This is a genomic window from Hymenobacter sp. GOD-10R (assembly GCF_035609205.1).
Lineage (GTDB): Bacteria > Bacteroidota > Bacteroidia > Cytophagales > Hymenobacteraceae > Hymenobacter.
The window spans coordinates 6,257,288-6,281,311 of the sequence record NZ_CP141184.1 but is presented as its reverse complement, the minus strand read 5'-3'; the positions used below and the strand labels follow the sequence as shown (position 1 = coordinate 6,281,311).

At 53.3% G+C, this 24,024-nt stretch carries 15 protein-coding genes; 3 read left to right on the top strand and 12 right to left on the bottom strand.

Annotated features, from left to right (window positions below):
- Window positions 1-10: 10 nt before the first annotated feature.
- The 3 genes from SD425_RS24990 to SD425_RS24980 form a co-directional block, all read right to left on the bottom strand.
- Complete coding sequence (locus SD425_RS24990; protein ID WP_324673435.1) at window positions 11-1,168, bottom strand: PepSY-associated TM helix domain-containing protein; 1,158 nt, start codon at window positions 1,166-1,168, stop codon at window positions 11-13.
- A gap of 17 nt (window positions 1,169-1,185) precedes the next feature.
- Complete coding sequence (locus SD425_RS24985) at window positions 1,186-3,666, bottom strand: TonB-dependent receptor (RefSeq protein WP_324673433.1); 2,481 nt, start codon at window positions 3,664-3,666, stop codon at window positions 1,186-1,188.
- A gap of 168 nt (window positions 3,667-3,834) precedes the next feature.
- Complete coding sequence (locus SD425_RS24980) at window positions 3,835-4,824, bottom strand: hypothetical protein (protein ID WP_324673431.1); 990 nt, start codon at window positions 4,822-4,824, stop codon at window positions 3,835-3,837.
- A gap of 547 nt (window positions 4,825-5,371) precedes the next feature.
- On the opposite strand from SD425_RS24980, the gene SD425_RS24975 reads away from it, so the two are divergent.
- Together SD425_RS24975 and SD425_RS24970 are read left to right on the top strand one after the other, a co-directional pair.
- Window positions 5,372-6,652: a PIG-L family deacetylase gene (locus SD425_RS24975; protein WP_324673429.1), complete on the top strand. Its 1,281-nt coding sequence runs from the start codon at window positions 5,372-5,374 to the stop codon at window positions 6,650-6,652.
- Window positions 6,653-6,689: 37 nt separating this feature from the next.
- Window positions 6,690-8,558 (top strand): hypothetical protein, encoded by a 1,869-nt coding sequence (locus SD425_RS24970; protein WP_324673427.1) that lies wholly within the window; start codon window positions 6,690-6,692, stop codon window positions 8,556-8,558.
- Between the two features lie 34 nt (window positions 8,559-8,592).
- Here SD425_RS24970 and SD425_RS24965 read toward each other — a convergent pair whose 3' ends face one another.
- Entirely contained in the window at window positions 8,593-9,318 is a 726-nt protein-coding gene (locus SD425_RS24965; RefSeq protein WP_324673426.1) for a glycosyltransferase family 2 protein, read from the bottom strand.
- Between the two features lie 347 nt (window positions 9,319-9,665).
- Between SD425_RS24965 and SD425_RS24960 the strand changes: the two genes are divergently transcribed.
- Entirely contained in the window at window positions 9,666-10,967 is a 1,302-nt protein-coding gene (locus tag SD425_RS24960) for a hypothetical protein (protein WP_324673425.1), read from the top strand.
- A 47-nt stretch (window positions 10,968-11,014) separates the two neighbouring features.
- On the opposite strand, the gene SD425_RS24955 is transcribed toward SD425_RS24960, so the two are convergent.
- From SD425_RS24955 to SD425_RS24920, 8 genes are all read right to left on the bottom strand, one after another.
- Window positions 11,015-11,950, bottom strand: a complete 936-nt coding sequence (locus SD425_RS24955; protein ID WP_324673424.1) for a glycosyltransferase family 2 protein — start codon at window positions 11,948-11,950, stop codon at window positions 11,015-11,017.
- A gap of 32 nt (window positions 11,951-11,982) precedes the next feature.
- A complete protein-coding gene (locus tag SD425_RS24950) occupies window positions 11,983-12,741 on the bottom strand; it encodes a class I SAM-dependent methyltransferase (RefSeq protein WP_324673423.1) in 759 nt (252 codons plus the stop codon).
- A gap of 116 nt (window positions 12,742-12,857) precedes the next feature.
- Complete coding sequence (locus SD425_RS24945; RefSeq protein ID WP_324673422.1) at window positions 12,858-13,907, bottom strand: glycoside hydrolase family 43 protein; 1,050 nt, start codon at window positions 13,905-13,907, stop codon at window positions 12,858-12,860.
- Window positions 13,908-14,012: 105 nt separating this feature from the next.
- Window positions 14,013-15,431: a glycoside hydrolase family 125 protein gene (locus SD425_RS24940; protein ID WP_324673420.1), complete on the bottom strand. Its 1,419-nt coding sequence runs from the start codon at window positions 15,429-15,431 to the stop codon at window positions 14,013-14,015.
- A gap of 149 nt (window positions 15,432-15,580) precedes the next feature.
- A complete protein-coding gene (locus SD425_RS24935) occupies window positions 15,581-17,872 on the bottom strand; it encodes a GH92 family glycosyl hydrolase (RefSeq protein WP_324673419.1) in 2,292 nt (763 codons plus the stop codon).
- 166 nt (window positions 17,873-18,038) lie between these two features.
- On the bottom strand, window positions 18,039-18,764 hold the full coding sequence (locus tag SD425_RS24930; RefSeq protein WP_324673418.1) for a basic secretory protein-like protein: 726 nt from the start codon (window positions 18,762-18,764) through the stop codon (window positions 18,039-18,041).
- 211 nt (window positions 18,765-18,975) lie between these two features.
- Window positions 18,976-20,514: a RagB/SusD family nutrient uptake outer membrane protein gene (locus tag SD425_RS24925; RefSeq protein ID WP_324673416.1), complete on the bottom strand. Its 1,539-nt coding sequence runs from the start codon at window positions 20,512-20,514 to the stop codon at window positions 18,976-18,978.
- A 21-nt stretch (window positions 20,515-20,535) separates the two neighbouring features.
- Window positions 20,536-23,703, bottom strand: a complete 3,168-nt coding sequence (locus tag SD425_RS24920; RefSeq protein WP_324673415.1) for a TonB-dependent receptor — start codon at window positions 23,701-23,703, stop codon at window positions 20,536-20,538.
- Between the last annotated feature and the right edge of the window lie 321 nt (window positions 23,704-24,024).

The window sequence follows — 24,024 nt, the reverse complement described above, 5'->3', positions numbered from 1 at the left end:
TATAGCCCGCTCACGAATAAGCCTTAGCTGGTGCAGCTGCGCGAGCAGCGCGGCTAGGTTTCGCGGGTTTGTTTCGCCTGCCCCACCACACCAGAAAGCCTGTCACAGGTAGGCTAGCAGAAACTAGACTAACCAGGAACGCCACGATTTTACCACCTAGACCTAAGATCTGACCCGTGTGAATATCATAATTCGCATCAGAGAGCTTTCTTCCAGTGCTCTTCGTATTGTGAAAACGAGCTTGTAGTACTTTACCAGAGACGGGGTGAAAGCTGAACTCGTCGCGATAGTAGTAGTGCAGGGTCTGCTGGTAGGTCCAGCAGCCTACCGGATCTTTGTCGGTACCGCGGGGCGCAATAAGGATCATTTCAGCGCGTGGAGAAAGCTGGCGCGCCGTGCGGTAAATGATGTCTGCTAACGGCTGGGAAGCAGCGGTAGCTGTTTGCAGCGGATCAACTTTTGCTACCTCTTTTTCCTGTGGGTATTCTCGCCCGCCATTTGCCACAAACTCCACCGAATTGAGCATCCAGGGAAAAATCATGAACAGACCTGTGAGGGCTAGGATCAGGGCAACGCTGGCCGCGTAAAAGCCCATTACGTTGTGCAAATCGTAGTTAATACGCCGCCATCGTGCGTTCCACTTGATGGTAAAGCGTTGCTTGCGCTCTTGTTTCCGCTTGGGCCACCACAGCACTACGCCAGTGCCTAGCATCACCACAAAAATGACCACGCTGATGCCGACTACCCACTCTCCAATGGCAGGCGGCAGTAACAGGTGCATATGCAAATCCTGAACGATGGTGAAGAAGTGGGTACTCAGGTCTTGCTCGTGTAGCACCTGTCCCGTATACGGATTCAGATACACCTGTGTAGGGGTACCCGCTTTGTTGGTGAAATACACCGTGGCTGAGCGCTCCGGCCCGAAGTAAGTAACCCACGATTCCTGTGCCGCTACGCCGGGGTGGCCCACCAATGCCGCTGCTTGCAAGCGCGAGGGGAGTACCAGCGCTGTCGCTTGCACCTCTACTTTACGCCAAGGCTCCGTCAAATCCCGGATTTCGTCCTGAAAGGTGAAGATGGCACCGGTGATACTGACAATAAACACAACTAGCCCAGACGTGAGTCCGAGCCAGAGGTGTACTTTGCCAACGAGCTGCTTGGCCTTCATAGGCAGAGGAGGTTGAATTAGAACTTATAACTTACGCTACCCACGATGCTACGTAGCTTTTGCGGGGTCATGGTTGTATAACCAATCCAGTAGTGCTTATCCGTTAAGTTGTCAACCTTGAGCGCGATGCGATAGTGCGGTTGATCGTAAAAAGCGCTAGCATTCAGTACAGTATAACTCGGCAGCGTAAACACGTTGATTGCCGTGTTCTGAATCCGGTTTTCGCTGGCGTAGTTGCCACCAAAGCCTGCGCCTAGTCCCTTCAAGATGCCTTCGGGTTGGCGGTAGCTTACCCAAGCGTTAGCTAGGTAAGGCGAAGAAGCTAGGTTAGGCCGTCGACCATTCTCAATTTCGCTGGCGTTCTGCCATTTGGAGAAGTTGTAGGCAAATCCTCCCACAATGTTGAGGCCTGCTACGGGGTTAGCGGTCAAGTTAAGCTCAGCACCTCGGCTGAGCTGCGTGCCGTTTTGCGTCTGGGCATTCGGAATACCATCGTTGGCACCAGGGGCGGTTTCTGGCACTGGGGTGGTGCGTAGTAAGTCTTTTACCTGTATGTCGTAGTAGCTCACGGTGGCACTTACCTTGCCGTTAGCAGCATCTAGCTTTACGCCCGCTTCCCATTGGTTTGCATGCTCCACCTTGGCGGTCTGTATCTGACGGTTTACATCGATGTAGGTACCATCAGTAGGATTTTTGAAGCTATTCTGATAGTTGGCAAACATCGATACTCGGTCTTTTACCGGCTGATACACTAAGCCAAACTTCGGTGACAATGCCGTCTGCGAGTACGCCATGTTGGGACCATAGTAGGTGCCGCCTTTGTTGTCGAAATGGTCGAGGCGCAGGGCCGCTAGCACGCTGAGTTGGTCGGTCAGGTTCAGCACATCCGACACGAAGGCGCTATAGGTATTCGACTTGGTCGTGACCAAGTAGTGCGCCGGGGGAGAGGCCGCGTACTGCGCAGCCAAGGCCGGGCCATTAAAACTACTATACCCGTTGTTGGGCTGGTTCAGCACCACCTTATCAAAGTTGCCTCCCAAGAAGTTCACATTAGAATCGACGCGCAGGAAATCGAGACCTAGCACCACGCGGTTGCGCAACGAACCAAGCTGGAAGTCGCCGTTGAAAAGCTGCTGAGCTTCCCAAATCTGTCGACGGCTATTGCCCGTTGATTGATCGGCGCGCACCAGGGTATCAGACGCCGCCCCAGCCGGACCAGGCATGAGGTAGAAGTAGGGACCGGCTCCGTTGGAGAAGCTGTGGCTAGAGGTTAGGTAAGTAGTCGAAGTGAAGCTAGGCGAAATGCGGTACTGTACCTGCCCAAATAGGTTGGTGCTACGCGAGTCCTGTATCAAGCCCGGACCTAGGTACGACTGTCGATAGTCGAGCGGTGATTTGTCGGCGCGGTCGAAGCCTAATTGGGCTGAGGGATAGTAGAAGAAAACAAGCTGCTTACCTACGCCAGTACCCTTATAAATCTCGGCGTCTAGGTTGACGGTCAGTCGATCGTTAGGGCGAAACTGCAAGCTCGGCGCAACTGCTAGGTTCTTGTTGAAGCCCGTGTAGCCGACGTTCTGAAAGTTATCTTCGTAGGTATAAGCTGTATTGAGGCGGAAGGCTAGCGTCTTAGGCTGGTCAGCCGGGGCATTCTCATCCACCAAGTTCACGTCGGCGCTCACACGGTGGAAGCCATAGCTACCGGCGGCCATAGTAACTTCACCCCCCACGTTATCATATGGCTTCTTCGTCACGCGGTTGAGCAAGCCTCCGTACGAGGTCAGTGAGCTGCCAAACAGCGTTGCTGAAGGGCCTTTAATAACTTCTAGCTTTTCCAGGTTGATGGCGTCAATGTCGCTGGTTACGTTGCCTGCCACACCGTTGCGCAATTGGCTCGACACCACAAAGCCACGGCTGGCGTAGAACGCGCCCCCGTCGCCACCACGCCCGGTGGCTTCCCACATTTTTTGCAAACCCGGTACGTTGCGGGTTGCATCGTCTACCGAAAACACAAGCTGCTCCGTCAGGAGTTCTTTCCCCACTGTAGCATACACCTGGGGGTTTTCAAGGTTCGTGAGCGGCATTTTACCCACATATTCACTCGATTTACGGGCAAATTTATTTGCCTGTTGCCCTTCTACTACGACTTCACTAAGCTGCTCGCTACTGAGTTCAAGCGTGAAGTTCTGCGTCACGCTTTCAGCTGTTTTTACCTCTACGCGCCGCTGTTGCGTTCTGAAGCCCACCATGCTCACCCCTAGCGTGTAGGTGCCCGGCTTGAGTTGCGTGAGCTGGTAGTTGCCATCACTATCGCTGTTGCTGCCGATAGTAGTTCCTTTTATTCCTATCGATACACCAACTGCTGGTTGTCCAGCGGCTGTGCTAATGTGTCCTTGAATGGAACCGGTTTGCGCGTTGGCAGACCACGCTATAAAGTATCCTAGCGTAACAAGTAAAAAGGTGAACGGCTTTCTCAGCCGCTTAGGAGTAAGAGCGTGCATGTGTGTTGCAATGAGTTTCGTAGTGCAAAACTCAGGTACAAACCCCAACAATCCTAAGGTTAATTAGACTAATTAAAAATAAAGCTAATCTTTCTTAATTCTGGGTTGCTGTGTTTCTAATCGAATCGCCTGATTACAACCTAGGTATCTCGAAGCTTGGTAAAGCAGTTATTGAAGCTTGCTCTTAGATACTCGGATCTGCAGAAGCACCGTTGGGATGACAGTAGGAAGAATATCCTGCACATAGATAAGGCCAGTGCGTTGGTCGCCTGTGGTTGTGCGAAAGGCAATGACATCCCCTTCGGCAATAGAAGGAATATAAGAGTCAGATCCAGATGCGACGGTGCCATCATTGAAGCCAGTTCTCAAGGCATCAGGGTTGTTAGCATTGTTGAAATTGGTCAGCTTAAGCGTCGTAGTTCGCAATTCTGTGATATTCTTGGTTGGCCAGGCAGAGGTTCCCGCAGCACTCATAGCGGTAGCTGTTGCGCTAGGAGCAGCCAAGCCAAACGCATTGTTGGGGCCAGGTACATACACTAGGTCAATCAGCTTCTGAAAACCAGGATTGGTTGCTGCGTAGCCGGTAAGGGCTAGCCCGTTGGTTGCATCCAGAAAACTGCGGCGGGCTCGCAAGCGTGTTTGTGGGGCCTGCAATAACGTACTGTAGCTGTGAATAACAGCCGCTGAATCAGTACGACGTGTAGTAAGACGATACTGCCGACTAGCTTTATTGTTATTTGCATCCTCTACCTCAAACCGCCACGTTTCACGGCCAGGAGTAGTACGGTTAGTGAAATCATGCCGAAAGACAAAAGAGGAAGTATTGTTAGCTAGAGTCGAGTCGAGATATGTAATCGTATCAGCGGGGGCAAGCGCATTGGTAAGGTAAGTACTTGGGGTTAGGCCCGGCTGATAAATTACGACAACGCGAAGGTGACGAAGTGGGCTATATTCTTTATCGTCCGTAGTATCTCTGTCTCGGTTATCGGCATAGAGGAAGCTGCTGATCGTGTCGCCCGGTGTGGACAATATTCTATCGGAACTGGTGAATCGGCTGCTGCCAACAAAGTCGATGCGCGGCCCAGACGTGACACCAGGGTCACAAGCAGCGAGCATCAGAAACAGGAATGGGGTGAGAAGTAACAGATAACGACGCATAGCGTGCAAAGGTCGGAGGAAGGAGGCAATAGTTAGTGGTAGCTAGCACAATGAAATAAGGCTAACTAGCTGCCAGCGGAAGATTAGATACGAATTCGTGCTGCCAAGCACTACACCTCAACGCGCATAAGTCGTTGAAATTTTCTGCTCTTTAGTTTTTCCTAGCCTATTAGCTCACCTATCACCTTCCCGGCTATGCCCCTCAGCCACTATTGCTTCTTCGGCGAGCGACACACTTAACACAGTGAATCAGATCAGCTAAGTTGTAAATAGCACTTAAGTAATTATAAACCAATCGATATCTATCTGTTTTTCTAGCTCTTTAGTAAAGAAAAGCTGTTACGAAGGTATTGTTACAAAAGTTGTAGCAAGCGTAAGTTATTTGCTACTAAACGTGTGAAATAACAATTTAACCTGCGAATAAGGCAATTAGTCGAACCAGCATTGCAGAGTCAAAGAAATTGTGTAGTTTTCGATACGATAAGCTCTGTTCCAACAGTTTATCGGTTCATTTCCTGATACTGTCTGCTTGTTACCTCTCTCCTGCATGGTTAAAAGCTTACTCTTGTCTTTTGTATTCAGTGTTGTTTTAGGTTTGAGTTGGGGCCAGTTAGCACAAGCACAGTCTGTTGCTACGAAAGAAGTCAACGTCTATGTAGTAGCACACCAGGATGACTGGCAGCTCTTTATGGGCAGTCATGCTTACAACAATGTACAGAAGGGCGGAAAAGTTGTTTTCGTTTGCTTAACGGCAGGACAAGCTGACAAACCTGGTGACCAGTATTGGAAGGGGCGCGAAGCCGGATGCAAAGCGGCCACCCGTACCGCTGCTGATGCAACATCGGCACCCGCTGCGTCTGCCCAAGTGGAAGATGTTGTTGTAAATAAGCATAGTCTGCAAGTCTATCGCTACAAGAATACCTCTTCTTACTTCCTGCGGTTGCCTGATGGTGGGCTTGATGCAAAAGGCTTTGCCCAAGGTAACTTCCAGAGCCTGTTCAAGTGCAAAGGCAATGGTACGGCTATCAAAGACATCACGGGCTCCGTTACATACACCAACTGGACTGATTTGGTGAAAACGGTGCACCAGCTTATTCTGCAGGAGACGGATCCGAACAGCAAACTAGTAATGCACTACCCAGATCCAATCAAAAAGAAGATGGATCATCCGGACCACACCATGGCCGGCGTTCTAGCCCAGGCTGCCACTTCCGATATCGAGTGCCGTCAGCAGCTTTACCTAGGGTATATCACCCAAACAAAGCCATTGAACCTAACGGACGTGCAAACGGCTAATCAAACCTTGTTGTTCAAGGCCAATTGTGAAGAACTGATGCAGAATGGGTTAGCTAGCGAATGGGACGATAAGCATCGTGTTTGGCTAGGTCGGCAATATTTCCGCATACGGCACAACGCTCCTACGCCACCCGGTAGCCAGCCCATGCAGCCAGTTGCCGCTCTTCCGGCTCCCATCGTAGTGGTTGCCCCAACATCTACCGTGCCCACGAACGGCGAGATAAGACAAATCTCTACCCTTGACACGATGATGGTAATACAGCAAGCCGATTTATTACTCCGGCCCACTTATCCCAACCCGTTTGATGTATCAACCCTAATTGGGTATCAGCTGCCGAAATCTAGCTTTGTTTCGGTGCGCATTTTTGACTTGCAAGGGCGACTGGTACAAACTTTAGTAAACCAGAAGCAAACTCCTGGTAACTACGAGTTGTGGATTGATGTCAATGAATTTCCCGCTGCTGGCGTCTATCTTTGCCAGCTGCAGGCTGGGCGAGAGTCGCGTAGCCAGCGCATACAGATAGTGCATTGATCTGCCCCCGCTCGGCGGGGATGCTTTCCTTTTCCCTATGTTGCGTTTCTTGCGCCAACAACCATCACGGGTTGCCTTAGCAGGAGTCGCTTTGCTCGTGCAACTTGGGTTTATAAGCCGCGCTTTTGGGCGTTTGCTGGCTGAGCCCAACCAATTTCTACTACGTCTCACGTCGGAAACCGGCGATGGGATGAAGAACTACTTCACCTTTCAGTCCTACTTGCAACAGCCTTTCGCCAAGGGCCTAGCTTGGTACGGCAACATGAATTATCCCTACGGGGATTACGTGTTCTATACTGATAATACGCCGCTGGTAGCCGTAGGCGTGAAGTTGTTTTCGCATTACGTGTACGACCTGACGCCTTACGGCCTTGCCGTGTACCATGCGGTATTGCTAAGTGGGATGCTACTCAGTACGGTATTATTGGTGGCGGTGCTACGAAGGCTGCTGCACTCGTGGGTGTTGATTCTGAGTTTTAGCGTGTTGCTGCCATGGCTTAATCCGCAACTCGGGCGCTTGCTGATCGGGCATTTCAACTTGTCGCAAAGCTGGGTGATCCTGCTCGCCATTTGGGGCTTGTTGCGTATCTATGAACGAGTAAATGCGGGGCTGCCTATTTGGCGACCTGTGCTGCTGTTGGTAGCAGGGCTTACGGCCGCTGCCTTTATGCACCTATACTACCTGCCCATCGTGGGTTTATGTACGGGGAGCTTCTTTCTGTTTTGGCTGATAAGTACTCGGTGGCGGCAGGTGCGCTTAGTAGTAGTAGGTGCAGTTATCACGGTAATTCCGTTGCTGCTGGCACTATGCGTTATCCGTGCAACAGACGGCTATTATGCACTGCGAAGCAGTACCGCCTCTGGCTTTAACTACTTACCCTGGAAACTTCAATTTTCGGCGCTTTTTCAGCGCTACAGCTACGAGCGCACGCACTTTATTATCAATACGGTGCAGCCCGTGCCCTACGAGTCGCAGGCGTACCTAGGTATTTTTGCGTTAGCAGGCTTGCTGTTGGGTCTCGTGCTGCTGGTGTTTAACTACGCGGCTTGGCAGCGGTGGTGGCAGGCTTGGCGACAAACACAGCAGGGTAAATTTTTACTGTTGCTTCTCGCGGCAGCGGCAGTTGGGCTGTTTACCGCCCTCGGTACAGAGTACTACTTGGCCGACAACCAGTACGTCATCACCAATTACTTAAGCGCGTTTTTTTACCTGCACAAGATCACCGAACGGGTCGCGCAGTTCCGGGCCGTGGCTCGGTTTAGCTGGCCTTTTTTCTGGGCAATCAACTTGCTTGTGCTAAGCGGTTTGGATTATTGGGTAGCTACGAGCCAAGTACGGTGGCGCAGTGTGGTAGCCGCCTTATTTGTGGTGCTAGCTTGGCTGGATACCCGCGACACATTAAAGTTTTACCGGCATGCGCTCATGTCCAACGTGCTGACGAATCCCGCAAATGATCCGGCGACGCGTGCTTTGCTCACAAACGTCCGGCCGCAAGAGTATCAGGCTATCTTACCAATACCCTACTTCCACGTAGGCAGCGAAGACCTAGACGTTACGATTGACGACGATTTCAGGCACTCAAACCACGCCTACCAGTTGTCTTTGCAAACCGGCTTGCCGCTAATGGCTAGCAAGATGTCGCGCACACCGCCTGGGCAAGCACGAGCTTTACTGCACCTGTTCAGCTCGCCTAGCTCCTCGTTACGCCGTAGCCTGCGGCAAAAGCCAATACTAGTGTTCTTCGACGAAGCCTATTACGATGGAAGCAGGCAGGTGCCAGTAGCCAAAGACCGCACGCTACCACAGCGCGTAGTGAAAACCGGACCTAGCTTTATCGAGCAAAGTCACATGACGCCTATTGCTTCCGAGGGCAAGTTACACCTCTACCGCTGGCAAGTAAACTAAACTGGATAATAATAAGTAGCTATGGTACAGATGTTTACAATATTCGGCGCCGTAGAATCTTCAAAAAGCTAGCTCCTTCGGTGAGTAGGATACGTGAATTGAGTTTGGAGAAAACAACCCCCGGCTTCAGGCTAACCAATACGGGCTCAACCCGCACGTGTGCTTGGCGCGAAGCCAGAAATAATAGCTCTAAATCGAAGAGGTAGCGGTCGGTGGTGGTTTGTAGGAATACGGCGCGGCCAGTGGCATTGAACCCTTTAAGTCCACATTGTGTGTCGCTCACGGGCAGGTGCAGCAAGTTACGTGTCAGCCCGCGAAGCAAGTGCGACACGCGTCGGCGGGTGGCTGGCACGTGTTGGTAGTATGCCTCGTCGCGCACGCCTACTGCTAGGTCGCACGTACCCGCTTGTAGCGTGGCATACAGGCTAGCTATGCTTCGCTCTTCGTACGGAAAGTCGATATCCGTAAATAAGCAAAGGGGTTCCTGTACGTGCTCTATGCCCATCCGCAAGGCATAGCCCTTGCCCCGGTTGGTCGGGTAGGTCAGGTACGTAAAGTAAGGCAATTTCCGCTCTAGCAATGCAACTTCTGCTGGATCTACGTTGCGGGTAGAACCGTCATTGACTAGGTATAAGTGCAGGAGAGTATCGGCTGGGAGGAGCGCGTATAAGCGGCTCAGACTTTCCAGGACGTTATTTGCCCAGCCGGGTAAAGGGTTAAAGCAAGGCAGCACTAAGGCTAGTGCGGGAACAGCAGTCATGAAGGCAAATAGGGTGGGTGACCTCAGTACAGATGATCGAAGCGGGCGGGTAAGAGGGCTAGAGTGCGTATTCAGGTGCAGGAACTAGGCACCAAGAAGCTGCTGCAATACGAACGCAAGTTGCATAGGAATAATGATTTTAAGTGACTTACCCCAAGCTGAACATCAGGAAATGTGCCGACGGTAGTGTGGCGCTTGTTTAGTACGCTGTCGAAAGTGCAATTTTGAGCTGAGCAGAAGTTTAAGTAGGACAAATAGCCGGCATTCTAACGAGCGAGTTCGCACATCTTTTGTCCGGAGAAAACCAGTACTTTGAGCGTCGTCCGCGCCTCGCTTAGTTATTGTACATGCCCGTTTTTAACTTCTCCGCACGCACGCCCTGGTCTTGGCTGCTGTGGCTGCTGTTTGTACTCGAAGTTCTGTTCTTCACATTTTGGCGCAAGTCGCTGGGGCCTTACTGGAGCCCCGTGTTCCTCTACGCCGTGGAGCTTTTGCTTTGCTTATTGCTAGCACGTCGTCTGCTAGGTGTCCGGCTGCAAGTGGCGCCGATGCGTAAGGTAGGGTACCGCTTCTTGGCGGGGGCTGGGCTATTGGCAACCAGTCCGCTCCTAACGGCTTCCATTATTCGGAAAGCATTAGTGCGGGCGCCTATCGGTACCTTCTCCGATATTGTGCCGGCCTTACAGGTGTATGTGCAACGTTTTTTGCAGCATGAAACGGTGTATAAATCCCTCACCATGTTCGGATACACGTTTCTGCCAAACTACCCACCGATGCAGTGGCTGCCGTTTGTGGGAGCTGACCTAGCTGGTATCGATTACCGTTGGTGGTCTTACGGAGGCCTGCTACTCGGTTTGCTAGCCTACGAGTGGGTGCTGGCGCGATTGGATCTGCCCTGGGCGGAGTGGTTGCTGAAGGCTGCGTTGCCCGTGTTGCTGGTGCATTTCAATGTTATCATCGACAAGCCGATGTACAGCCTTACCGTTGAAGGGCTGATTGTTGGATTTTACTGTCTGCTGGCAGCAGGCATTTTTTCAAACTCTGTCTGGATGAAGGCTGCTGGGCTGGTATTCTGCCTGCTGTCCCGCTACTCATTGGCATTGTGGGTGCCTCTCTACGGCTTGTTGCTGCTGTACGAGAACCCGAAGCGGGGTTGGCTAACGACTGGGCTTACCATTGTGGGTGTGGTGGCGTTGTTTGTGCCTTTCATATTGCATGACCCAACTATCTTCTTTCGGGCGCAACTCGAAAACCTAGATGTTGCCAAGTCAGCGTGGCAGCAAATTGATACGTCGGCGCCGTGGCTCGGACCTATTCATCTCTTCAATGGTATCGGGCTAGCTCCTTGGTTTTATGACTTGCCAGGCACTTTGGAAGAACGGATTATTCGGCTCCAGCTAGTGCATTTTGCCGTTTGCACCGGTATTGTGGTGCTGGCTGGCGGCTTGTTCTGGTACCATCGTCATCATTTCGACCCGCGGTTGGCGGCCTTGCTGAGTTTAAAAGCTTACCTAGCTACCTTTTATGCCTTCTTGATTGTGCCGTACACGTACCTGGCGTCGGTGTCGCTGTTCACCTCTCTGTTTGTAGTACTGTTAATCACGAGGAAGAAAGCTGCGTTTTTAGTCCCTATCGTGGATAGCCAGTGACCCCGGCAAGGTAAATACAAGCCGCGTGTTGTGTTCCCGTTGGCAGGCTAGGGCACCGGAATATTCGTATCCGAGACAATATACAGGGGACGCTGGCGCACGTTGGCATTGAGGCGGGCAATGTACTCGCCAATGATACCGACGGAAATAAGCTGCACACCGCCCAAAAATAAGATACTGACCATCAGCGAGGGCCAGCCGGGCTGATAATCGTGGGTGACAAAGCGGGAGTAAAGCGTGTAGAGCCCAACTAGAAAGGCGATGCCCGACACGACAAAACCGCCGATGGTAGCTGCTTTCAGAGGCGCATCAGAAAAAGCAGTAATGCCATCCAGCGCTAGGCGAATCATCTTACGATAGGTATAGCCCGTTGTACCACCCACGCGGCCCGCGCGGTCGTATTCGACGAAAGTCTGACGGTAGCCAATCCAGGAGATTTGACCCCGTATGAACTTGTTCTGCTCCGGCATTAGGCGCAGACCCTCCACCACTTTGCGGGAGATAATACGGAAGTCACCCGTATCAACGGGAATAGATATGTGCGTGATGTTGGCTAGGATGCGGTAGAAGAGACGCGCGGTGAGCTTCTTAGCTACATTTTCTCCTTGGCGAGAACGACGCTTGGCATATACTACCTCGTAGCCTTCGTGCAGCTTTTGGTAGAGCGTCGGAATCAGCTCCGGCGGGTCTTGCAAGTCGGCATCAATGATAACGACGGCTTGCCCTACTGCCCGATCAAGGCCGGCCGTAACGGCGATTTGGTGGCCGAAATTGCGGCTGAAATCGATGTAGCGGACGCGTGAATCGCGGGTAGCTAGGTTCAGGAGCAAGGGCAAGGACTGGTCGCGTGAGCCGTCGTTGATGAAGATGAGCTCGAAACCACCCACTAAGTTCATGGGCTCGAGCACACTGAGCAGGCGCTGGTACAACTCCCCAATGTTACTCTCCTCGTTGTAAATCGGAATTACGACTGACAGCTCCACGTAGACGATAGGCGGTTAGAAACGAAGAAGAACTAAGCTGGTTTTTGAGCCAGAGCAAATACACTAACGCCGACTGGTAAATTGAACCAGCGTAACAATCCGTTTTCAGCTTTAACCCACTGAAGAATTAGGCTATTGGCTGGACCGCCGAAATCGTGCAAGTCGCCGGTGGCACCAGGTTTCTTCTCGGCCGGCACAGGGCCAAACAGCAAGCGTCGGCCGAGCCGTAGGGCTGCTGTTGGAAAATACAGAGCGGCATTCCAGAAAGAGCTGCGCTGCACCCGCAAGCCAGCACGTTGCAGAGCACCAACCAAGCTCTGGCGAGAATAGCGACGGTAATGGTGATTTACTACGTCATGCTCGCTCCATAGGTACGTATGGGCGGGCACAAACACAAGCATCTGTCCGCCTGGCTTTAGCACCCGCGTCCACTCGCGCAACGCTTGAGCTTCGTCTTCAATATGCTCCAGTACATCGGAGGCAATAACCAGATCGAACCGGCTAGCAGCAAAATCTAGGGCGGCGCCATCCATCACCGAAACGTGCGGCACGCCTCGCGCTTTCGCTAGCTCAATAGCTGGCTCACTAACGTCAATGCCGGTTAGGTCCGTATACCCAGCAGCACGTAGGCGCTGCATGAGGGGGCCACCCGAACAACCGATTTCCAGAATGGCGGCATCAAGCGGGAGGTGCAACCCTTGAATAAGGTCGTACACGACATCACGACGGCTAGCAAACCACCAATGCTGCTCTTCTAATTGGTGGTATTTAGCCTCGTAAGTAAGGTCCATCGCAGTAACTTGGAGTTTAGCCAGCAAAAGTACGCAATTGCAGCGGCTGCTCTTACTTGCTAACCCGGCACTCTCACTGGGAGCCTTGTTGTTGGGCTAGGGTGCTACTCAAGCGCTTACCTTAGCGCCTGCTTCGCCACGCCATCGGCCGTAATGATTACGGGTTTGATGAGCCCTTGCTCGTCGAAGTGAAGCTCATCGATGCAAGTGACGCGGTGGTTGGCGTCGGTTTCACCCAGCGGGCGGCGATGATAAACGATATACCAGCGGTCTTGGTCTGGCACCTGAATCACGGAATGGTGCCCTGCGCCAGTAGCTACTTTGGGGTCTTGTTGCAGGATCTTACCCACGCGCTTGAAAGGACCTAGGGGCGAGTCGGCCACGGCGTAGGCCACGGAGTAGTTCGGACCGCCCCAGCCGCCTTCCGACCACATGAAGTAGTACTTGCCGTTGCGGCGGAACATAAACGGGCCTTCTACATAGCCCTGCGGCGTGACTTCCTTGTAGGTGGTGCCATCGGCGAAGGGCACTATGCCGGTGAAGTCTTCCTTCAGCCGCACGATGTTGCAGTGCGACCAACCACCATAAATCATGTAGTACTGCCCATCCTTGTCGTGAAATACGAATTGGTCAATGGGCTGAGCGCCGTTATGAATCTGCCCGATGAGCGGCTTCCCTAGGAGGTCTTTGAATGGGCCTTCTGGTTTGGAAGCTACCGCCACACCGATACCACCAATTTCGCCCTCATGCACATCGTTAGCCCCGAAAAACAAATAATACTTACCGCTTTTCTCCACAATGGAAGGTGCCCACATGGCCTTGCGCGCCCACTTCACACCAGTCGTGTCGATGATGCGCGGGTGCTTGGTCCACGTCACCAGGTCGGGCGAGGAAAAAGCATCCATGAATACTTGCTGCTCATACTTGGCTGAGTACGTGGGGTAAATCCAGTACTGCTTGCCAAAGATGGTGCCTTCCGGGTCAGCGTACCAACCGGGAAACACGGGATTGCCTGACTTAGCTGCCGTAACCGACTTGGCTGCCGATTTCACGGGAGTTGCTACTTTCTTGCTTGCCGAAGTTGCTGTTTGCGAAAAAGCCGTAGGTGCTATCAATAGGCTAGCTAGGGTACTCAGGAGCAAAGTCTTTTTCTGGAAAGCGTGCATCGGTTGGGCAGTTACGGGTAGCGCAGACTCTGTCGTCTGCGTGTGGCAGTTGGTGTTGGTAGAAATAAATAAGCGCGGACTGAAGCGTCCGCGCTACTGAAGAACCTAGGCGAGTAGTTGGGGCTTTTCCTGGTACACCTTCCACAAAAACTCACCGAAGATGGTGTTGGCCCAGGCAAACCACGAACGCGAGAACTTGCTAGGATCATCTTTGTTGAATGACTCGTGCATGTAGCCGGTGCCGGCGTGGGTGGCCTTGAGGCTCTGTACGCAGGCTCTGATTTCGGCGTCGTCGGTGCTGGTGAGGCCGCGGGTGACGATGGCGATAGGCCAGATCATATCCTGCCCCACGTGCGGACCGCCGATGCCTTCGCCCGCTTTGCCCTTGAAGAAGAAGGGGTTTTCGGTAGAAAGCAAAAACTTGCGGGTGTTCTGGTAAATAGGATCTGAGGTGGGCATGGCACCCAGGTAGGGCAGCGACACTAGGCTTGGAACGTTGGCATCATCCATCAGCACCTGGCTGCCAAAACCATCGACTTCGTAGGCGTAGATGTCGCCGTGCTTGGGGTGCTTCACGACGGCATATTTGCGCAGGGCAACTTCTACTTCGCCAGCTAGGGCGGTTAGCTCCTGGGCCGTTTGCGAGTCCTTCGCTACGGCAGTCATCATCTCGCTGGCTTGACGCAGACTTACGACGGCGAAAAAGTTGCTGGGAACGAGGAAGGAATAAAGAGTAGCGTCGTCGCTAGGACGGAAGGCCGAGCAGATCAGCCCCACCGGTTGAATGGGGTAGCCGTAGCCCTTCATGGGCTGGGTGTCGGTAGAGTTGGCCGTTTCGCGCTGAAAGTGGTAAGGACCTAGGCTCGTCTTGCGCTGCTGCTCCCGAAAGGTCTGCAAAGTGGTTTTAACGGCCTGCTGCCACTGCGCGTCAAACGGCTTGGTGTCGTTAGTTTTCTTCCAATAGTGGTAAGCCAGCCGAATGGGGTAGCAAAGCGAGTCAATTTCCCATTTGCGCTCGTGCACGCCGGGCTGCATCTTCGTCTTATCGGTTTTCCACTCGCCCACTTTGGTGTCGTCGCCATAGAAGGCGTTGGCGTACGGATCCTTAATCACGTAGCGCGTTTGGCGGTTGATCACGCCGGCCACCAACTGCCGCAAATCAGCGTCTTTGTCGATGAACTGCAAGTAAGGCCACACCTGCGCCGAGCTGTCGCGCAGCCACATAGCGTCGATGTCGCCGGTGATGACGTAGGTGTCGGGCCGGCCCTGGGCTGTGGTGTAGGTAACGGTCGTGTCGAGCGTGTTGGGGAAGCAGTTCTCGAACAGCCAACCTAGCTCGGGGTCTTTCACCTTCTTCTTAAACTCGGTAATAGCTGCTTCCACCGAGCGGCTACGAAAGCGCCGTTTGTCGGCGGCGGGCCGCACTATGGGAAAGGCTGGCGCCGCGCCCGCGAAGGAGTATTGTTTGAGAAACACGCTAGCCGTGAGTAGGGAGAAGCTTTGCGCAAAAGTTCTGCGATTCATGCGGTGGGTGGTTAGAATAAGGACAGTAGCGCGAAGCTCCCGCTTCGCGTATCGTTGAACTACCTAGGTGCAGGTCATCCAACGATTGTCATTCAACGATGCGCGAAGCGGGAGCTTGGCTAACGCCTTCCTCGGTTCGCGCTACTTAGTTACTTGGCTTTCGACATCGAGAAAGGAGCAGCATCGGACTTCGTGCCGCGGCTCTTATTGGGCGTGGCCGACATGTCGAAGTCGAGCGTAGCGCCTTTCAGCAGCTCTTCGTGGGTCAGGTAGTTCTTGTCGTACACCTGGCCGTTCATCGTCAGCTGGTTCACGTAGCGGTTCTCTTTCGAGTTTTTGCTAGCAGTTAGCACAATGTCCTTGCCCGAAGGCAGGTGCAAAGTGGCTTTCGGGAACAGCGGAGCGCCGAGCACATACTGGTCGGTGCCGGGGCACACGGGGTAGAAACCTAGGGCCGAGAAGACGTACCAGGCTGAAGTCTGCCCGTTGTCTTCATCGCCGCAGTAGCCGTCGGCGGTGGGCAGGTACAAGCGGTTCATCACTTCGCGTACCCAGTACTGCGTTTTCCAGGGTTGGCCCGCGTAGTTGTACAGGTAGGTCATGTGCTGGATGGGCTGGTTGCCGTGCGCGTAGTTGCCCATGTCCGCAATCTGCATCTCCCGTATTTCGTGAATGGTGCCGCCATAGTAGGAGTCGTCGAACACGGGCGGCAGCTTGAACACAGTATCCAAAGTGGCCACAAACTTCTTCTTGCCGCCCATCAAATCCATCAACCCCTGCACATCGTGGAAGACCGACCACGTGTAGTGCAGGCTGTTGCCTTCGGTGAAAGCATCACCCCACTTAAATGGGCTGAAGGGCTTTTGGAACTTGCCATCCTGGTTTTTGCCGCGCATCAGGCCGCTTTCCTTGTCAAACAGGTTGCGGTAGTTCTGGCTGCGCTTGGCGTACAGGTTGATTTCTTTCTTCGGCTTATTTAGCGCTTTGGCGAGCTGATAGATGGTGAAATCATCGTAGGCGTACTCTAGGGTGCGCGCCGCGTTTTCGTTGATTTTTACATCATAAGGCACGTAGCCTAGCTTGTTGTAGTATTCTACCCCAGCGCGACCCACAGCCGGCATCGGGCCTGCGTTGTTGGCGCCGTGCGTCAGGGCTTCGTAGAGCACGTTCATGTCCTGGCCGCGGATACCTTTCAGGTAGGCATCGGCCACCACGGAAGCGGAGTTGTTGCCCACCATTACGCTGCGTAAACCGGGGCTAGCCCACTCCGGCAGCCAGCCGCTTTCCTTATAGTCGTTGGCGAGGCCCTGCTGAATTTCGGCGTTTACATCGGGGTACATCAGGTTCAGGAAGGGAAACAAGGCGCGGAACGTATCCCAGAAACCCGTATCGGTGTACATGTAGCCGGGCAGTACTTCGCCGTTGAACGGGCTGTAGTGCACCACTTTGCCGCTGGCATCTAGCTCGTACAGCTTGCGCGGAAACAGCAGCGCCCGGTACAAGCACGAATAGAAGGTGCGGCGCTGATCATCCGTACCACCTTCCACGTCGATGCGACCTAGGGCCTTGTTCCAGGCGGCTTTGCCTTGCTGCCGAATAGCGTCGAAGTCGTTGTTGCCGATTTCGCGCAAGTTTAGCTCGGCTTGCTCGGGGCTAATAAATGAGGAAGCCACCCGAGCATTTACCTGCTCTCCCTTGCGCGTCTTGAAGCCAACGGCCGCTCCGGCATGGTTGGCCGTCGCCTCCATCACGCTAGCTGCCAGCGCCTTGTCTTGGTAGATGGCGGTGCTGGTAAACGCATGGTCGAACTCAATGACGAAGAAGTTCTTGAAGTTCTTCGGTACGCCGCCGCTGTTGCGGGTGGTGTAGCCAATGATTTTGCGCTGCTCTGGCAACACCTTCACGTAGGAACCCTTATCCAGCGCGTCGAGCACCACGTAAGCGCTGTCGGTCTGGGGGAAGGTGAAGCGGAAACGCGCCGCCCGCTCCGTGGGGGTTATTTCGGTGGTGATGTCATGGTCGGCTAGGTACACCCGGTAGTAGTTGGGCTCGGCTACCTCAGCTTTGTGCGAGTACCAGCTAGCCCGCTCGTTTTCGTCGAACACGCGCTTGCCGGTGATGGGCATGATGGCAAACTGCCCGTAGTCGTTCATCCAGGGCGAAGGCTGGTGCGTCTGCTTGAAGCCTTTAATCTTGTCGGCCGCGTAGGTGTAGGCCCAGCCGTCACCCATTTTGCCGGTCTGCGGCATCCAGAAGTTCATGCCCCAGGGCAAGGCAATGGCGGGGTAGGTGTTGCCATTCGACAAGCTAGGTTTCGAATCGGTGCCAATCAGCGGGTTCACCCACTGCACGGGGTTTCGATCGGGCGTCGCGACTTGGGCCAGCGCCGAGGAGGCTTCCAGCAGACACAGCGCCGCAAGAGCAGGAAGAAGTTTAGACATTCGGTTGAAGAGGGTGAAAGACAGCAGGAGCCGCCGCAAGTAGTTCTGTCGAGTGGAGCCTTAAGATTACTATTTGCCGCGTAGAAAAGTCTAGCTTAGGCTGGTAGTGTGGTTGTGGAAGCAAGGAATGCTTTTAGCCGTTTGAAAGCGAATGCTTCTTCGCTTATTAACGATACGTGAGTTCCAACGCTGGATTTTGGGTGTAGGTATTCCAGAGTTCATCCAGCGTAAGACCCGTTTTTTGCTTCCATATTTCGGGTGAATAGGTGCCCGCACGCATCGCTTGATCTAATTCATTGATAAACGACTTGCGTACATTTTTTTCAATCCAAGCAAAGAACCTAGCGGTAATGCGGTAGCTGTTGGTGGAGCTCTGACCTTCTTTATAATCCGGTAATGCCCAGTTCGCTTTCAGATTATTGACGCCGTACACATACCGCACGTAGTCGGCAATGCCTTCCGTTATCCAGCCGACCGAATTAGGCGGGTACGCTTGCACCACGTGCATCACTTCGTGTGTCACCACGTCGATATCCTCCGGGTGGTCTTTAAGCCACTTAGGGTTGTAAGTGGCTATGCCATTGCCGGTAGCAGCTACGCCTTCGTAGCTAGGGTCCACGACAAACTTGATCTTCTTCAGCGTTTTGGGGTTAAAGCGCTTGGCTTCCTGCGGATAAACCACAAAGAAGGTGCTGATCATCCGCTGCTTGGTAAGCGCACTAAAAGCCGAGTCCTTTGAAATAAAGATGAGCGTATAGCCATTCTTCGTAATAGAATCCTTGGCGTAATAAGCTGACCTAGAATTAGCTGTGGCAATATTGCGCGCTACGCCGGCTCTGATTACGAAAAAGGGTAAGAATGCAATAAGAAGAACGAAGTGGTTATTTCTCATTTACAAAGGGAATGGAGTGTTGATTGTCGTTACCTGTTTTTAAGGAGAGTGCTAGGCCCGACAGGTTGCACCGCGCTTCAATCAGAAGCGTGTAAGGGGGGAAAAAGCTAGGATAAAGTAATACAAAACGTCAGGCTAGGCTAACCGCACGATAGCAGTTCCCACAACTACTATCTATGCGGCTACATGCCTTCGCCTGACGTTCATGTCTTTACCAGCCTGGGTTCTGGGTTAGCTTCTTGTTGTTGTTGATTTCGGCGGAGGGAATGCCCCACAGTAGATATTTCTCTTGGAAAGCTGGTCCAACTTCAGCCTTGAAGCCCACTACGTTCACAAAGCGGTTGTTGACGACGTCGTAGGTCTGGCGGGTGCGCTGAATGTCGAAGTACGCTTTGTTCTCGTAGGCTAGCTCGTGGTAACGCTCCTTCCACACGGCCTCGCGGAACTGCGCTTGGCTTAGGCCGCGGAGTTCGGGCAGCATGGCCCGCCGCCGGATGGCATTGATCTGCTCGTACGCCTTAGCGTTTGCGCTACCAGCTTCATTGACTGCTTCTGCGTAGATGAGCATCACTTCGGGCATGCGCAACAACGTCCAGTTCTCGTCGCCTACGCCGTTGCCGGTAGCGCTTTCCACCTGGAAGTACTTATATAGGGCCTGGGTACCGAAGTTGACGGTCTGGCCAGCGTTCTTGATCGACGGGTACTTCGAAAAGTAAAACTGCTGCTCCTTGGTGCGCAGGTCGCCCGGCTCGTAGCTATTATAGAAAGCAGGGGTAGGAATGACGGCGCCAAACTCGTCGTTGTATTTTGAAATGCCCACGAAGTAGGGAATCACGAGTGCGCTGATAGCATTGGTGGCAATACCGAAAGCATATTGTGCTTGCAAAATCAGCTCCCCTTGGTTCTTGCTGGCATTGTTGTGCAAGTTGATGTACACGGCCGAGTCAACCTTGGTCTTGACCGTCTTGGTCACGAACAACGGGTAGCTGTTGGCATCAATCAGCTCAGCAGCTTTGTCAGCGGCCTTCTGATAGTTCGCTTTTATCTGCAAAGGATAACCAGCCGTGGTCAGATAGACACTGGATAGCAGCGCCTTTACTGCGCCCTGTGAAATGCGCCCCGTACGATCGACGGCCGGCAAGCCCGATTGCTCGGCGGCTTGGAGGTCGGCGATGATGAGGTTATACACGTCGGTTTGTGGCGCGCGGGTAGGATAGAGGTCTGCGCTCGATCCATCCACCGGTACCGTAAGCAGCGGTACATCACCATATAAGCGCACCAAGTGGTAATAGAGAAACGCGCGAACAAAATACGCTTGCCCGAGCAGCGACTTCTTCTGCGTCTCATCCATCGAGACGGCCGGAATACGAGTTATGGCCAGGTTGGCTGCCGCAATACCGTTATAAGCCGTATTCCACATGTTGGAAAAGTACGGGTTAGCCGGGTCGATGCTCTGGTTGATGAGCTGGCTGTTGTTGAAGCTCTGCCCGAGGGTCGTGGCGTGCCCGGCCATCAGCTCGAGGCCCACCCAGATGGACTCGCCGTAGCCCACGTCGGTGTTCATGATGCGGAGGCGGTTGTAGAGGCCATCAACGGCCGATTGGGCCTGCGTGGCGTTGGTGAAGTAGTTCTCCTGCGTGAGCGACGAGCGGTTGTCTTCTTCCAGGAAGTCTTTGCAGCCGGTAGCGGTCAGCAGTAAGCCCGCACAAATTGCTGCGGTCTGGGCGCGAAAGCGAATATAGGAAAGCATAGGAAGCTAGGTGGGAATGGGTTACAGAGTTACGTTGAGGCCAGCCGTGAACGTGCGCGCCTTAGGATAGTCGAAGAACTGGATGCCTTGGGCAAAGGCATTAGTGTAAGTCGACGTTTCAGGATCGTAACCCTTGTATTTAGTAATCAGGAAGAAGTTCTGCGCTGACACGTACACCCGTAGACGGGAGAGCTTGATACGCTCCACTAAAGCGCTTGGGAACGAATAACCTAGCACTGCATTGCGTCCCCGGATGAAAGAGCCATCTTCTACTTTGTAGGAGTCGATGCGCGAATCGTAGTACACGTAAGAGGGACGTACCTGCGCAATCATCGTATTCTGGCGGTCGGGCGTCCAAGCTTCGGTATAGGCACGCGAGTAGCTGTTGGCTTGGTCGGTACGGTCGAGGGCCGAGTGGTGGGTCAGGTTCATCACGTCGTTGCCGTAGGTGAACTGCACATCCACCAGCAAGTCAAGGCCCTTATAGGTGAAGGTGTTGCTGAACGAACCGAAGCCGGTTGGGATGCTCTTGCCGATGATAACTCGGTCGAGGTCATTGATCTGCCCGTCATTGTTTTGGTCCGCAAACTTGAGGTCGCCGGGGAGCTTGTTGTAACGCTTAGCTTCATCCGCCTCCGCAGTGCTCCAGGTGCCTGTGCGTACCAGCCCAAACAGCGAACCTACCGGCTGGCCGATGCGCAGCACGTTGGTTTCATTCAGGAAGTTAGGTCCTGGATAGATATCGTCGCCGGCTGGTCCGAGGGCTACCACCCGGTTTTTGAGGAACGAGATGTTGAAACCAGTTGACCAGGTAAAGGCCTTACCAGTTATGTTCACCGTGTTCAGCGACAGTTCTAGGCCTTGGTTGCGGACGCTGCCCACATTGCGCGTGATGCTACCATAGCCGCTGGTGCGGGGCACTGGGGCGGCCAGGAGCAGCTTGGTAGTAGTGCGCGAGTATAAGTCAGCCTCAAAGGTCAACCGGTTTTGCCACAAACCTAGGTTTAGGCCTAAGTCATACTGGCTTGCGCGCTCCCAGCCCAAGTCGGGGTTACCAAGTGTGCTGATCGTGGTGCCGCCCACTCGTGTACCATTGATGACATAGCTATTAGTTCCTAGGCGAGCCTGCGACTGATAATTGGAGAAGTCGCTGTTACCCGTCTGACCGTAGCCGAATCGCAGCTTTAGGTCGGAAATTGTGGAGTTATCAGCCAAAAAAGACTCCTGCGAAATACGCCAAGCCGCAGCCGCCGACGGGAAGTAGCCCCATTGGTTATCGGCGCCAAAGCGTGAGGCGCCGTCGGCGCGGAACGTAGCTGTGAGCAGGTAACGGTCTTTATAGCCATAGTTGGCTCGCCCGAAGAACGACAAGAACTGGTTGGCATTAAACTGATTGGCTACACCGTTAAGTGTTCCCTGAACTTGAGGCGTCGCACCAGCAGCTAGGTTGTTATACAGGTAAGCATTGTCCGAGAGGCCTTGGGTTTCAGTATAGATGCCTTGACTCTGAGAGCGCTGCGCATCCACACCAACTACCACGTTCAGTGAGTGGTCTTGGTTAAAGGCTTTGTTATAAGTTAGATAGTTCTGCCATTGTAGGCTCTTGCCATCGTAGGCACCAACGCCGGCTAGGCTCTGGGTGCCGGCCCGTAGCTGTACTAAATTGCTCTCGTAGGTGGGGTTAAATTGCGAACTGATGTTAGCACCAAATACCGAGCGGAAGGTTAAGCTAGGTGAGAAGGTGAAGTTGGCGTACATATTGCCCGCAAATACCTGGTTGCGCGTGAGGTTTACGTCCTCGCGGGTAAGAGCAACGGGGTTGTCGCCGCCTTCCATGTCAGGATAATCCTGGCGCTTGCCGTAGGTGCCATTGGGATATTTGATCGGAACGATGGGAATCATCTCAATCAAGAGGCGCGGAATGTTGTTGCCCCCTACGAAGTTGTTACCAATCTTATCCTCAATGTTGCTGTAGTTCAGTGTCGCGCCCACTTTCAGCCACTTTTTCACCTGGTTGTCTACCGTCAGGCGGCCCGAATAGCGCTTCTGATACGTTTCCCGAATGATGCCTTCGGCGTTGGTGTAGTTCAGAAACAGGCCAAAGGTAGTTTGGTCGCTACCACCCGAAAACGATAGGTTATGACTCTGGGCCACACCCGTCTGAGTGGTTTCTTTCTGCCAATCCACGTCGTAGAGCGGGTTCAAGTTCTCATCGAACAGGCGCTTAGGGTCGTTGGGGTTAGCTAGTGCTTGGCGTTTGATGCGTGGGTCTTTGTTCGCGTACTTACCGGCTGCCCAGCCGGCAGGGTCGTACTTCTGCACGTTCTGGTAGCCTAGGTCCTCCATGGCCAAGAAGTCGCGGGCATTGAGTAGGTCAAGCTTGCGCGCCATTTGGCTAACGCTCACGTAGTTGTCGTAGGATATCTGGCTGCCTTTACGGCCGCGCTTGGTAGTGATCAGAATAACCCCGCTGCTGCCGCGCGCTCCGTAAATAGCGGTAGCCGAGGCGTCTTTCAGCACTTCGAGGCTTTCAATATCATTCGGGTTAAGCGTCGTGATGCCCTGCTCCCAGAACACACCATCGACCACGTACAGTGGCGTGTTGCCAGCCGAAATGGAAGAGTAGCCCCGCACGCGGATGGTGGGCGAACCGCCTGGTTGCCCCGAGTTCAGCGATACGTCTACGCCCGCTACCTTGCCTTGCAGACCTTGCGCTACGTTCACTACGGGGCGTTCCACTAGCTCGCTGGCCTTTACGCTACCCACGGCACCGGTAATATCGGAGCGCTTTTGAGTTCCGTAGCCTACCACTACCACTTCGTCCAGGGCCTTCGTATCGGTCACGAGCTTGATAGTGATGGTTGTTTTCCCACCGAGCTGTATTTCCTGCGCCACAAAGCCAATGGAGGAGACAATCAGTGTCTCGTTGCCAGTAGGTACGGTAAGGCTAAAGCGGCCTTCTGCGTCGGAAGAAGCGCCTACACCATTGGCACCTTTCAGAATAATGGTGGCGCCAGGCAGCGGGCTGCCCTTATCATCCGTAACGGTACCTTGCACAGTTACCTCTACGCGTCGGAACAAGGACGCCGCAGCATGGTTGGCTGTTGCTTGGCTAAGGGGTAGCACCGCCGTGCCTAGCGCAAGCAATGGGATGCCATATAATTTTTTGAGAGATAAAAAGTTAGGCATAGGGTGGAGTGAAGGTGAAAAGAATGAGAGAGGAAATACGCAAGGCCAGCAAGTCGCTGTAGTGACGCTGAACTGCTTGAAAATAGCCAATGGACTATTTACTTAAACGTTTTAGCGAAGCCATAGGAAGTTTCGCAAACGTATTAGGAGTGGCAGAGGACAAACAGGGCGGTTAAGCAGTCTGCGAACCAAAAAGTAAGCAGATAATATTCCGTAAAAGCGCTTTATATCAAGAGACAATTCTAAGCGAAAAGTCCTCGGAAGAGGGTATTCTGCAAGAGACGACGGAGGAGTATTTTATAAATCGAAGTGCCCGTCGAT